Source organism: Janthinobacterium sp. CG3 (assembly GCF_000344615.1).
In the GTDB taxonomy this organism is placed as follows: domain Bacteria; phylum Pseudomonadota; class Gammaproteobacteria; order Burkholderiales; family Burkholderiaceae_D; genus Janthinobacterium.
The window spans coordinates 4108485-4121042 of sequence record NZ_KB467824.1; the positions used below are offsets into that span (position 1 = coordinate 4108485).

The 12558-nt window shown below is 68.9% G+C and carries 9 protein-coding genes; 5 read left to right on the forward strand and 4 right to left on the reverse strand.

The genetic code is table 11. The features are described from left to right. Positions 1–79: 79 nt before the first annotated feature. From JANGC3_RS0118150 to ttcA, 3 genes are read left to right on the forward strand one after another with little or no spacing between them, the layout of a single operon-like run. Positions 80–868, forward strand: a complete 789-nt coding sequence (locus JANGC3_RS0118150) for an SDR family oxidoreductase (RefSeq protein WP_017877909.1) — start codon at positions 80–82, stop codon at positions 866–868. A gap of 45 nt (positions 869–913) precedes the next feature. Next, positions 914–1312, forward strand: a complete 399-nt coding sequence (locus JANGC3_RS0118155; protein ID WP_017877910.1) for a dihydroneopterin aldolase — start codon at positions 914–916, stop codon at positions 1310–1312. Beyond that, a complete protein-coding gene (ttcA, locus tag JANGC3_RS0118160; RefSeq protein WP_017877911.1) occupies positions 1309–2247 on the forward strand; it encodes a tRNA 2-thiocytidine(32) synthetase TtcA in 939 nt (312 codons plus the stop codon). Before JANGC3_RS0118155 ends, ttcA begins: the two co-directional genes overlap by 4 nt. A gap of 130 nt (positions 2248–2377) precedes the next feature. Here the strand turns inward: ttcA and JANGC3_RS0118165 are convergent, their stop codons facing one another. The 3 genes from JANGC3_RS0118165 to JANGC3_RS0118175 all read right to left on the reverse strand — a co-directional run bounded on the left by JANGC3_RS0118165 (position 2378) and on the right by JANGC3_RS0118175 (position 8136). Continuing rightward, positions 2378–4141 (reverse strand): M14 family zinc carboxypeptidase, encoded by a 1764-nt coding sequence (locus JANGC3_RS0118165; protein ID WP_017877912.1) that lies wholly within the window; start codon positions 4139–4141, stop codon positions 2378–2380. 148 nt (positions 4142–4289) lie between these two features. Beyond that, a complete protein-coding gene (locus JANGC3_RS29580) occupies positions 4290–5462 on the reverse strand; it encodes a hybrid sensor histidine kinase/response regulator (RefSeq protein WP_035788817.1) in 1173 nt (390 codons plus the stop codon). Next, the gene (locus JANGC3_RS0118175) at positions 5443–8136 is read right to left on the reverse strand and encodes an ATP-binding protein (protein ID WP_232429727.1); all 2694 of its coding nucleotides are present in this window, start codon (positions 8134–8136) and stop codon (positions 5443–5445) included. Before JANGC3_RS0118175 ends, JANGC3_RS29580 begins: the two co-directional genes overlap by 20 nt. Positions 8137–8331: 195 nt before the next feature. Here JANGC3_RS0118175 and JANGC3_RS0118180 point away from each other — a divergent pair, with 195 nt between their 5' ends. After that, on the forward strand, positions 8332–9021 hold the full coding sequence (locus JANGC3_RS0118180) for a helix-turn-helix transcriptional regulator (RefSeq protein WP_026133147.1): 690 nt from the start codon (positions 8332–8334) through the stop codon (positions 9019–9021). Between the two features lie 151 nt (positions 9022–9172). Then, a complete protein-coding gene (locus JANGC3_RS0118185) occupies positions 9173–9556 on the forward strand; it encodes a VOC family protein (RefSeq protein ID WP_017877916.1) in 384 nt (127 codons plus the stop codon). Positions 9557–9618: 62 nt separating this feature from the next. Here JANGC3_RS0118185 and JANGC3_RS0118190 read toward each other — a convergent pair whose 3' ends face one another. Then, positions 9619–12309, reverse strand: coding sequence for a TonB-dependent receptor plug domain-containing protein (locus tag JANGC3_RS0118190; protein WP_051068327.1), 2691 nt, complete (start codon positions 12307–12309; stop codon positions 9619–9621). Positions 12310–12558 lie beyond the last annotated feature (249 nt).

Below are 12558 nucleotides of genomic sequence, written 5' to 3' on the forward strand. Positions count from 1 at the left end.
AGCGAATCGGCGCGCCGCGCCGCCACTTTATACCGGGATACGCATCAACCCGTCCAATCATTTACGTAAGCGAACCGCCATGACGCAGCACACCACAGCGCAGCACCCCGGCCCGGCCAAGGTCGCCCTCGTCACGGGCGCGGCGCGGCGCATCGGCCGCGCCATCGCGCTCGGCCTGGCGCGCGACGGCTGGGACGTCGCCGTCCACTACCGCCATTCCGAGGCCGAGGCGCTGGCCACCGTGGCCGAGATCGAGGCGCTGGGCCGGCGCGCCGCCGCGCTGCGCTGCGACCTGGCCGAGCAGGACCAGGTGCGCCAGTTGCTGGCGCGCGCCGCCGCCGCGCTGGGGCCGGTCGGCTGCGTCGTCAACAGCGCCTCGCTGTTCGACTACGACAGCGCCGCCGACTTCGGCACCGCCCGGCTGGACGCCCACATGCACGCCAACCTGGCCGCGCCCATCCTGCTGGCGCAGGCGCTGCACGCGGCCACGCCGGCCGGCGCCCAGGCCGTGGTGGTCAACCTGCTCGACCAAAAACTGTACAATCTGAATCCTGATTTTTTGTCGTACACCTTGTCCAAGGCCGCGCTGCACGCCGCCACCACGCTGCTGGCCCAGGCGCTGGCGCCGACCGTGCGGGTGGTCGGCATCGCCCCGGGCATCACGCTGGTGTCCGGCGAGCAGTCCGCCGCCGGCTTCGAAAAAGCGCACCAGGCCACGCCGCTGGGGCGCTCCAGCACGCCCGAGGACGTGGCCGACAGCGTCTGCTACGTGGCGCGGGCGCGCGCGCTGACCGGCACCACCCTGCTGGTCGACGGCGGCCAGCACCTGACGCCGCTGGCGCGCGACGTGATGTTCGGCGCCCAGTAGATCCACCCCATGTGTATTCCCGCATTCCGATAAAAGGTAAAAACTATGTTGTCCGCCCTGTCCCACCCCCGTCTGACCGACTGCCGCCGCCTGTTCCTGCGCAACTACGAAGTGCTGATCAACATCGGCGTGCACGACTTCGAGAAAAAGGGCGAGCAGCGCGTCCTGATCAACGTCGACCTGTACATCCCGCTGGCGCTGTCGACGCCGCACGCCGACCACCTCGACGAAGTGGTCGACTACGACTTCATGCGCGAAACCATCGCCAAGCGCATGGCGCAGGGCCATGTGCACCTGCAGGAAAGCCTGGTCGACGACGTCGTCGCGGCCATGCTGGCGCACCCGCGCGTGCGCGCAGCGCGCGTTTCGACGATGAAGCCGGACGTCTACCCGGACTGCGAAGGCGTCGGCGTCGAAGTGTTCCAGATCAAGGACAACGTATGAACGCCGAAGCCCTGGCGACGGACGCGGCCGCGGCCGCCGCGCCGAGCGCCAAGCAGGTCGAAAAGACCGCGCTGGAAAACAACAAGCTGCACAAGCGCCTGTGCCGCCTGGTCGGCCAGGCCATCGGCGACTTCAACATGATCGAAGAGGGCGACAAGGTGATGGTCTGCCTGTCCGGCGGCAAGGACAGCTACGCCCTGCTCGACATCCTGATGACGCTGCGCGAGCGGGCGCCGATCCATTTCGAGATCATCGCCGTCAACCTCGACCAGAAGCAGCCGAACTTCCCGGCCGACATCCTGCCGGCCTACCTGACCAAGCTGGGCGTCGCCTTCCACATCGAGAACCAGGACACCTACAGCATCGTCAAGCGCCTGATCCCCGAGGGCAAGACCACCTGCTCGCTGTGCTCGCGCCTGCGCCGCGGCATCCTGTACCGCGTCGCCGACGAGCTGGGCGCGACCAAGATCGCGCTGGGCCACCACCGCGACGACATCCTCGAAACCTTCTTCCTCAACATGTTCTTCGGCGGCAAACTGAAAAGCATGCCGGCCAAGCTGCAATCGGACGACGGCCGCCACATCGTGATCCGGCCGATGGCCTACGTGAAGGAAGCCGACAGCGAGCGCTACGCCGAGGTCAAGGGCTTCCCGATCATCCCCTGCGACCTGTGCGGCTCGCAGGAGAACCTGCAGCGCAAGCAGATCAAGAACCTGATGCGCGAATGGGACAAGAAGCACCCGGGCCGGGTCGACAGCATCTTCTCGGCGCTGTCGAACGTGGCGCCGTCGCACCTGCTCGACCGCGACCTGTTCGCCTTCGGCGACCTGAAGGCGGACGGCGTCGCCAGCCCGCTGGGCGACATCGCCTTCGACGAGGAGCCGTGCTCGACGCCGACCACCTTCGGCGCCACCATCGCGCTGCAGGCGCTGTAGTCGATGCGCGCAAGCCGGCAACGCTAACGGGACCAACCCGAGGCGAAGCGCCGGGGTGGCGCCCTTTCCTTGCCGCGCCAGCGCCGCGATAAAGGCCCACCGCGGAGCCGCCGGCGCGGGCGCGTCCGCGTCAATACACCTTGGCGCTGCGCATCACCGGGTACAGCTTGAAGCGCTCGTCCCACGAGGCGTGCCGGCGGGCGAAAAACTCCAGCCGGTCGGCGGCGCTTTGGGCGAACGCCGGCTCGCTCTCCAGCTTGGCCTTGAAGGCGGCGGCGAGCGCCGGGTCGGCCGCCATCTGCTCGCGCGCGACCTCCTCGGCGACGTAGTCTTCCATGTATTCCTTGCGCTCGAAGGCGCTGTTGAAGTCCCCCCAGGCCAGCATCGAATCGGGCGCCTGCGGCTCCAGCAGCGCCATCACCAGGCGCGCCTTCGGCTGGGCGATCGGCACGAACAGCGCGCCGGCGCCGACCTCGCGCCTCTGCGCCTTCCACGCCCCCGTCACGGCGAGCGTCTGGCGCCCCTCGAACGACTGCGCGCCGAACTTGGCCTGCTCGGCGCGGAAGGTCTCGACCTCAACGCTGCCGGGCGCCGCCGCCAGCGTCGTGAAGGCGATGCCGTGCTGCCCCAGCTTGGCGCCGACCCGCGCCGCGTGCGCCGCCGGCACCAGGTAGCCGCCGGCCGGCGCCGTCACCGACAAGTCGGCCAGGATCTGCTCGCGCAGCGGCACCCGCCAGGTTTGCGGCGTGCTCTCGTCGTAGCGCGTCATCAAGGCGCCGGACACCTCCGACGGCGTGCGCGTGTAGGCGTAGCCGCGGAAGTCGATCATGCGGCTTTGCTCGCCGGTTTTGTAGCTGAGCGGCACCGCGGCGCCGGCCAGCGCGCTGGCGCGCGCGTCGGCTTCATGCGCCTCCTTCAACCAGCCGGCGCCGTGCGCGGCGACCCGCTCCAGCAGCGAGACGATGGTGTTGCGCGTCACCCGTACCCGGGTCGGGTAGTCCTTCCACGAATGGATCTCGACCAGCATGGCGAAGCGGTTGCGCAGCTGGAAATAGCCGCTGGAGAAGCGCGGGGTGGCAACCGCGTCGACAAAGCCCGACTGTGGCTCGTCGGTGCGGGCGAAGGACATGTAGAACGGCTTCGGGTCGGAACCCTGTCTGGCCAGGTCGGCCATGACGCCGTCGCGCAACGCCACGCCGAGCGGCAGCAGCGCGGCGTCGCCGGCGCGGGTCGGCTCGACCTGGATCGAGACGTCGGCCTCGAACTTGGCGCCGTCGGTGACGTGCAGGTCGACGTAGGCGAGCGGGTCCCAGGCGTTCACCAGCGCCAGCATGGCCTGCATCTCGGGCGCGTCGGCCTTGGCGTAGTCGCGGTTCAGGTTGTAGTTCTGCGCCGTCGTGCGCCAGCCCATTTCCACCGGGCCGCGCTGGTTCGGCCGGTTCCACCGGCCAAAGCGCTCGTGGCCGTCGACATTAAAGACCGGTACGAACAGCAGCACCTGCCGCTCCAGCGCGCCGGCCGCGGCGCGGCCCGCGAGCGCCTCGCGCAGCGCCAGGAAGCCGGCGTCCTTGCCGTCGATTTCGCCGGCGTGGATGCCGCCCTGCACCAGCAGCACCGGCAGGCCGCGGCGGCGGGCCGCGGCCGGCGTCAGCGCGCCGCTGCGCGAGACCGCCAGCGCCAGCATCGGCCGGCCCTCCGGGGTGCGGCCGAACTCGACGCAGCGCACCGCCTTCGGATAGGCTTTCTGGAAGGCGCCGCACAGTTGCACCACCTCGTCGTAGCGGCCGGTGCGCTGGAAGCCGGAGCGCTCGGACACGCTGCTCAGCGGATCGGGCGCGGCGGCCGATACCAGGGGACTGGCGAACAGGGCAAACAACAACGCAGAACGCATCATGGGACGGACTCCGAAAGCAGTATGGTTAAAAAGGCAAGGATGGCGGAAGGGAAATTATAGACGGCTTATGCCCGCCCTGCCGGCGCGCCGCAACACCAAACCAGCGGCGTAACCCGGCGAGAAGGTCCGACCCCGGCCTTGTGGCGGCTCAGGCGGCCGGCAGGTCGATCCAAAATTCGCTGCCCTCGCCCGGCGCGCTGGCCGCGCCGATGGCGCCGCCCATCAACTCGACCAGGCGGCGCGTCACCACCAGGCCGATGCCGGTGCCCTCCTCGCTGCCGCCTTCCTGGCCGAGCCGGTTGAAGGGCTGGAACAGCCCGGCGATCTGGTCCGGCCGCAACCCGGGGCCGGTGTCGAGCACGCTGATGCGCACGCGCGCGCCGATACGCCGGCACTGCAGCCCCACGCTGCCGTGCTCGCGGTTGTATTTGGCGGCGTTCGAGAGCAGGTTCAGCAGAATTTGCTTGAGCCGGGTCGGGTCGGCGCGCACGCCCAGCTCGGTCGGCGCCAACGCGTCCAGGCGCACGCTGCGCGCCGCGCACAGCGGCTCGATCAGCGCCGTGCATTCGCGGATCAGCTCCTGCAGCGGCACCGTCTGCACGTCCAGTTCCATGGTGCCCGATTCGACTTTGGCGAGGTCGAGGATTTCGTTGATCAGCACCAGCAGGTGCTTCGACGATTTCAAAATGTGCGCGGCGAATTCGCGCTTTTGCGCCGGCGTCGACGGCAGCGTGGCCGAGCTGAGGATGTGGGAAAAGCCGAGGATCGCGTTGAGCGGCGTGCGCAGCTCGTGGCTCATGCTGGAGATGAAGGACGACTTGGCGCGGCTGGCCAGCTCCGCCTGCGCCCGCGCCAGGTCGAGCGCGCGGTTCGCCTCGGCCAGCTCGGCCGCTCGCTCGCGCAGGCTCTGCTCGACCCGCGCCTTGTCGACGCGCAGCTGGCGCATCGCCAGCGCGCGCTTGAGCACCGGCAGGATCACGCTCAGCTTGAACGGTTTCAGGATGTAGTCGAGCGCGCCCAGTTGCATCGCCTCGACCGCGCTGGTGATGGTGCCGGCGCCGGTCATGATCAGGCAGGCCAGGTCGGGGTCGGCCAGCAGCGCCTGCTGCAGCAGCGTGATGCCGTCCATGCCCGGCATCATCAGGTCGGCCAGCAGCAGCTGGTAGCGGCCCTCGGCCAGCGCCGCCAGCGCCGGCTCGCCGGCGGTGAAGCCGAGCGTCTGGTAGCCGTAGTCGCGCAGCGTGTCGCACAGCGCCTGCATGTGCGCGGCCTCGTCGTCGACCACCAGCACGCGGATGCTCTCAGGTGCGGGCGTCGTCATGGTCCTCCCCCTGGACGGCGGCGCGCGGGTCGTGGCCGGCCAGCGCGGCGCGCAGTTCGCGCAGCTTGGGCGGCTTGCTCAGCACGTGGTCGACGTGGGCCGGAATGTCGCCGTCCTCGATCAATTGCGCGCCCCAGCCGGTCAGCAGGATCACCGGCGTGTCCGGGGCGCAGCGCTTGATGGCGGCGGCCACCTGGCGGCCGTCGACGTAGGGCATGCCCAGGTCGGTGACGACGGCGGCGAACGGCGTCGGCCCGGCCTGCGCCGCCTCGAACGCGGCCACGCCGTCGGCGCCGCCGTGCGCGGTGCTGACCACGTGGCCGTCGGTTTCGAGGATGTTGCGCAGCGACTTGAGCAGCACCGGGTCGTCGTCGATCACCAGCAGGCGCAGCCGCGGCGGCAACGCATACGCCAGCGCCGCCGGCGCGCCGGCCGGCGCCACCTCGGCCACGCGCACCGGCGCGAACAGCAGGCGCAGCACGCTGCCGGCGCCCTCCCAGCTGTCGATTTCAATCTCGGCTTTGTGGCGCTGCGCCACGCCGTACACCATCGCCAGGCCCAGGCCGGTGCCGCGCTCGCCCTTGGTGGTGAAGAACGGTTCCAGGCAGCGCCGGCGCGTGTCCGGGTCCATGCCGACGCCGGTGTCGGCCACCTCGACGCAGACGCGCGGCGCCGGCTTGCCGTCCGGTCCGGCCAGCGTCGCCACGCGCGTGCGCAGCGTCAGCACGCCGCCCTCGGGCATCGCGTCGACGGCGTTGAAGACCAGGTTGATGAGCGCCTCGCGGATCTCGCTCTCGACCCCCATCACGGCCGGCAGCTCCGGCGCCAGCAGCGTCGCCAGCTCGATAACGACGCCGCTTTGCTGCGGCATGTCCTGCCAGCGCACCCGCGTCAGGCCCAGCACCTGGCCCACCAGCAGGTTCAGTTGCACCGGCGCCAGGCGCATCTGCGGCTCTTGCTGGCGGTAGAACTCGCGCATCCGCGCCACCGTCTGGGCGACGTCGTCGATGGCGCGCTGGATCGTTTCCAGGTAGGCGCGGGCGCGCGCGCTCAGCCCCGGCTCGGTTTCCAGCAGCGACTCGGTGTACAGCGCCACCGGCGAGATGGCGTTGTTGATGTCGTGGGCGATACCGCTGGCCATCTGCCCCAGCGCGCGCAGGCGCTCCTGCTGCAGCACGATCTGCTGGGTACGGCGCAGCTCGTCGAACGACTGCTGCAGCGCCGAGTGCAACTGGGCCTGGTGCGCCGCCAGCGCGACGTGCTCGCTGAGCTGGCGCAGGAATTCGCAGTCGCCGCCGCTGAAGCTGGCCTCGGCGCGGCGCGCCGTCACCAGCACGCCGAAGACGGTGCTCTCGACCAGCAGCGGCGCCACCACCAGCGCGCGCAGGCCGCCGCCGGCCAGCCGCTGGGCGAACGGGAACGCCACCAGGGCGATGTCGGGTTCGTACACCAGCTCGCCGTGGACGCAGCGTCCCAGGCCGTTCTGGTCGACGCCGACGACGGCTTGCTCGCCCATCGCCAGCGCCAGCGCCAGCTCGGCGCTGTGGACGCCGACGCAACTGACGGTGAGCTGCTCGGCGTGGCCGTCGTACAGGCAGATGCAGCAAAAATCGATCTGCAGCTTGTCCTCCAGGCTGCGCACCACCACCTGCAAAATGCTCTTCAGGTCGAGCCGCTCGCCGATGGCGCGGGTAATGTGGTTCAGCAGGTCGAGCCGGCTGAGCTGGGTCTCGAGCGTGCGCTCGGCCCGCAGCCGCACCGCGATCTGGCCCTGCAGCGACTGGTTGGCCAGTTCCAGCTGGGCGGTGCGCTCGGAGACGCGCTGCTCGAGGATCAGGTTCAGCTGGGCCAGTTCGCGCTCGGCGCGGCTGCGCTCGAGCATGTCGGTGGCGGCGTGGCGCATCAGCGAAAACAGCAAGGTCAGGTAGGCCGCCACGATCACCAGGTGCGCCGCCATCGCCGGCGTGTCGGCCGTCTCGCGCGAATACACCATCGCCGCGTGCGCGCCCACCAGCACCGCCGCCATCAACGCCAGCGACGGCAGCAGGCGGTCGGCGCCGCGCTGGCGCCAGCAGGCCCAGGCCACCACGGCCCACAACAGCGGCACGAACAGCAGGGTCGGCCGGGTCACGCCCAGGCCGATCGGCTCGGTGTACTTGGGCAGCAGGAAAAACGGCGGCATCAGCGCCGCGCCGCCCACCAGCAGCAGCAGGCCCAGGCGCGCCGGCGGCAGCACGCCGCGGCGCAGCCACAGCGCGCACAGGATGCCGATCGGCAGGATGTAGGCGGCCGGCGGCCAAGTCGCCGGCCGCAGCCAGTGCTCGGCGTGGGCGATCGGTTCGAGCACGCCGAACCATTCGACTTCGACGATGGCGTGGACGAATTGGAACAGCGACGATACCGCCAGGCTGATGGCGATGGGGCGCAGCAGCGGCCGCCCGGCGCCGGCGCCCATGTCCCACAGCAGCAGCGCCAGCACGCCGGCGGCCAGGAACACGCCGGTGTTGAGGATGGTGTGCAGGAAGGGGTAGACGCGGTAGCCGAGCATAAACAGCAGCAGGGCGATCAGGCCGAAACTGCTCAGCACGACGACGCTGCTGCGCGACAGGTTCAGGCGCAGGCTGTGTTCGGGGCTGGCCGTCGGGGGGCTGACTGCGTCTGATCGCTGCGACATTTCCACCTCTTTGGCGAGACAACAGAGTGGCGGCGGGAACCGTATGTGACGAAAATTAGGGAATTAACAAGAAAGTCGATTATATTCTCTTTTTTTGCGGAAACCCACGCAAGCGAGAGCAATTTGCGCTAACGCAAGGGCGAACCTGACAACGGCGCTTGCGCCGGGTTTGCCCGTCTTTTCAAGGAGTGTGCCTTGTCCCGTGCCGAACGCCTATTGCAACTGATGCAAGCGCTGCGCCGCCGGCGCCAGCCGGTCAGCGGCGCGACCCTGGCCGCCGAACTCAAGATCAGCCTGCGCACGCTGTACCGCGACATCGCCTCGCTGCAGGCGCAGGGCGCGCGCATCGACGCCGAGCCGGGCCTGGGCTATCTGCTGCGGCCCGGTTTCATGCTGCCGCCGCTGATGTTTTCCGAGGAGGAGATCGAGGCGCTGGTGCTGGGCTCGCGCTGGGTCGCCGCGCACGCCGACCGGCGCCTGGGCGAAGCCGCGCGCAACCTGCTGGCGAAGGTCGCGGCGGTGCTGCCGGCCGAGCTGCGCCACGAACTCGACGCCGCCGCGCTGCTGATTGGCACGGCCGAGGCCGAGCCGGCCGGCGACCGCGAACTGGCGCAGGTGCGCGCCGCCATCCGCGCCGAGCGCAAGCTCGACATCGTCTACCGCGACCAACAGGACCGCCGATCCAGCCGCACGGTCTGGCCCTTCGCCGTCGGCTTCTTCGACGGCGCCCGCGTGGTGGCGGCCTGGTGCGAGCTGCGCGGCGGCTTCCGCCACTTCCGCACCGACCGCATCGTCGCCCTGAGCGCGACGGCGCAGCGCTATCCGCGCCGGCGCCAGGCCCTGCTCAAGGAGTGGCGGCGGATCGAGGGCGTCGCCGAGCAATAGCCGGGCCGATCCGGCGGGCCGGCGCGCCCCCGCCCGCGTCACCACTGACAGAAACTGACAGCGCGCGCCGCTAACATGGCTTCAACGGTTCGGCGTCGCCGCAGCACGGCGGCGCCACCGCCCCCCCTTCCCCCCATTTTGGAGCCACGCCATGTCGCCAGCAACCGTCAGCCATCCCAACTTCTTCATCCTCTACGTCGACCGGCCGCTGGCCAGCGCCGACTTCTACGCCGCCCTGCTGGGCCGCGCCCCGGTCGAAGCGTCGGCCACCTTCGCCATGTTCGCGCTGGACTCCGGCGTCATGCTCGGCCTGTGGTCGAAGCACACGGTCGAACCGGCGGCGGCGGCCGGCGGCGGCGGCGCCGAAGTGGCCTTCGCGCAGGGCGGCAAGGACGCCGTCGACGCCGTGCACGCCGACTGGCTCGGCAAAGGCGTGCCGATACTGCAGGCGCCGCTGCACATGGACTTTGGCTACACCTTCGTCGCGCAAGACCCGGACGGCCACCGCCTGCGGGTGTTCGCCGCCGGCGCCTGAGCCGCATGCCGTCAAGTTAGACGCGGCCGCCGCCGTGGCGCCGCATCCCATCCATTCCGGGCTCAGCTGTCGAAGTGGTAGTTGAACTCGACCCAGCCGAGGCGGCCGAGCGGGCTGTAGCGCCCGACCGGGTAGTTCGGCCAGCCGTCCGTCGTGTCGGTCTTGATCTTGTTGAAGACATTGTTGACGATCAGCGACAGCGTGGCGTTCTTGCCGACCCGGTACACCGTGCTGATGTTGGCGAGGTAGGTCGGCGTCAGGTAGGCCTTCTGCTGCGCGTCCGGCGTCTTGCCGAAGCGCGTGACGAACAGCGTGTGCGACCAGTCGCCGATGTTCCAGTTCAGGCTGGTGTTCAACTTGTCCGGCCAGTCCGTGCCCTCCAGGCTGTGCAAATCGTCGCTGACGCTGTCGCCGGCGAATTGCTTCGAGCGCTGAGTCACGGTGCGCGAATAGGCGCCCTTCCACACAAACCGCCCGTAATCGGCCGTGCCCCACTGGAGCTTCGCGCTCAGGTCGAAGCCGCTGCTGCTGCTGTGCGCGGCGTTGATCGGATTGACCCAGATTTCCCGGATCTCGCCCGGCTTGTTCAAGGCCGTCAACGGATAGCGCTTGACGCGGTCGAGCGTGTCGACGCAGGACGGCGAGTTGATGTCGTCCTTGCCCAGGCGGCAGTTGGCCTCGTCGCGCAGCAACTTGTCGCCGCTCAGGTTGGTGACCAGGTCGTCGATCTTGATGTTCCAGTAGTCGGCCGACAGGTCGAAGTTCGCGCTGGGCGACCAGACGGCCCCCAGGCCAAACGACTTGCCCTTTTCCGACTTCAAGTCCTTGCTGCCGAACTGCACGTAGTCGGCGCCCGGCGAGACGTTGCCGTAGTCGCAGTCGTCCGCCTTTTGGCCCGCCAGCGCGCAGCGGTAGTAATCGGTGCTCGACGAGTAATAGCCGGTGCCGCGCGCCTTGTAGATATAGTTCATGTCGGGCGCGCGGAAGCTGGTCGCGTAGTTCCCGCGCAGCAGCACCTGCTGTACCGGGCGGATTTCCAGCCCGCCGTTGTAGGTGAACTTGCTGTCGCCGCGGCCGGCGAAGTCATAGCGGTCGTAGCGGCCGGCCAGCGAGCCCGTGACCGCCTTCAGCAACGGCACGTTCAGCTCGGCGCCGACGGCGTAGCGCTTGCGCGTGCCGGCGGTGACGACGGACGCCGCGCTGGTGTTGAAAAAACCCGCGTTGATGCGCGCGTCGGGGCTGTTGCTAAAGCCCTGCCGCCCGGCCTCCGCCACCGTCGCCACCTTGGCCACGCCGGCCGGCAGCGTGAACGCGTCGCCGCTGGTGGTCACGCTGAAGGTATGGGTCCAGGATTTATCGTCGCTGACCGAGTTGCCGGTGATGCCGTCGAACTCGGCGGGCGTCAGGCGCTGGCTCAGGCGCGCCGGGTCCGGCGCGTAGATCGCCACGCCGGCGCTGTCGACGCCCAGCTTGGGACCGAGGAAGAAGGCGTCGATATTGCTCAGGGCGCGCGGCGCGTGGTTCTTGCTGCGATACAGCGAGGCGCTGTAGCCGGCGTCGTAGTTCCAGCCGGTGCCCGGGATGCGACCCTTGGCGCCGAAGGACAGCGAAGCGGCCAGGTCTTCCCAGCGGCGGTTGTAGCGCCCGGCGCCACCGATCTCCTCGGGCGAGATGTAGCGGGTCCAGGCCTCGTAGGCGTTGCTGTTCTGGTTCAGGAAATAACTGCCGTTGGTCGAGGCCGAGGTCCAGGACGGTCCGCGCGTGCTGTTTTCCGTCTTGTTCTTGCCCAGCAGGACGTCGCCGTACAGCGCCGTTTCCGGCGCCAGCTCGTAATTCACGCTGCCGGAAAAGTTCTGGCTCTTGTTTTGCGCCTGCGTGGTCCAGTAAGTCGCGCCCGCCTTCTGGCTGGCGCAGTAACTGCCCTTCTTGGCGCTGTACTTGACGACGCTGCCGTCGAACAAATCGCCCAGCTTGTCGCAGGTGTCGCCCAGGTCCTGGAAGCGGCCGCCCTTGACGGTTTTGCGCGAGAGCACACTGGTCGGGTTGCCGGTGCGGTAGGTCATGAAGTCGCGCTGATTGCTCCACAACATGTCGCGCTCGCTCAGCTCCACGCTGAACACCCCGTGCAGCTTGTCGTAATTGGCGCCGCCGGTGAGCTGCGCGCGCTTGCTGCCGCCGCCGCCGCGCGAACTGTCGCCGAGCTTGACGTTGACGTCGACGCCCTGCGCCTCCTTTTTCAGGATGATGTTGACGACCCCGGCGATGGCGTCCGAGCCGTACACGGCCGAGGCGCCGCCGCTGAGGATTTCCACCCGCTCGACGATGCTGGCGGGGATGTTGGTCAGGTTGGTGAAGTTGACCGTGCCGGTGTAGGCCACTGGGAAGTCGGCCATGCGCCTGCCGTTGATCAGCACCAGCGTGTGGTTGGGCCCCAGGCCGCGCAGGCTGACCGTGTTGGCCGACGGCGTGAAGGTGTTGCCGAAGTCCTCGCCCTGGACGAAGCCGGAGTTTTGCACCTGGTTGCTGAGGGCGTCGAAGACGTTCTTATAGCCTTGCCGGGTGATCTCCTCGGCGGTGATGACGGTGACCGCCGACGGCCCCTCCAGCGCGGCGCGGGCGATGCGCGAGCCGGTGACGACGACGGCCTGTGGCGCGGGGGCGGCCGTTTGCGCGGCGGCCTGCCAACTGGCGCCGCTCAACACGGCGAGTACGGCGAGGGTAAGGGGGTGCGGTTTTTCTGTTGTCGGGGACATTGTTGTTCTCACAATCGGAAAGAACGACAACAGTATCAAATATTTAATAATGCGCAAACGAATATATGTGCTTTTTCATATGCTATTAGCGACGTTTGGAAACAAAAAATGGCGCCCTTGAGGGGCGCCATGTAACTACGGTATCAGCGTCGCAGGTCGGATCAGCGTAGCCTGATCCGACGCCGAGCCGCTGTCGACGCCAGTCGGGTTACGCCGTTCCGGCTAACCCGACCTACGAAAATCGCGCTA

Coding starts and splice junctions, on each gene's coding strand:
- JANGC3_RS0118150 (WP_017877909.1), top strand. CDS start 80: ATGACGCAGCACACCACAGCGCAGCACCCCGGCCCGGCCAAGGTCGCC.
- JANGC3_RS0118155 (WP_017877910.1), top strand. CDS start 914: ATGTTGTCCGCCCTGTCCCACCCCCGTCTGACCGACTGCCGCCGCCTG.
- ttcA (WP_017877911.1), top strand. CDS start 1,309: ATGAACGCCGAAGCCCTGGCGACGGACGCGGCCGCGGCCGCCGCGCCG.
- JANGC3_RS0118165 (WP_017877912.1), bottom strand. CDS start 4,141: ATGATGCGTTCTGCGTTGTTGTTTGCCCTGTTCGCCAGTCCCCTGGTA.
- JANGC3_RS29580 (WP_035788817.1), bottom strand. CDS start 5,462: ATGACGACGCCCGCACCTGAGAGCATCCGCGTGCTGGTGGTCGACGAC.
- JANGC3_RS0118175 (WP_232429727.1), bottom strand. CDS start 8,136: ATGTCGCAGCGATCAGACGCAGTCAGCCCCCCGACGGCCAGCCCCGAA.
- JANGC3_RS0118185 (WP_017877916.1), top strand. CDS start 9,173: ATGTCGCCAGCAACCGTCAGCCATCCCAACTTCTTCATCCTCTACGTC.
- JANGC3_RS0118190 (WP_051068327.1), bottom strand. CDS start 12,309: ATGTCCCCGACAACAGAAAAACCGCACCCCCTTACCCTCGCCGTACTC.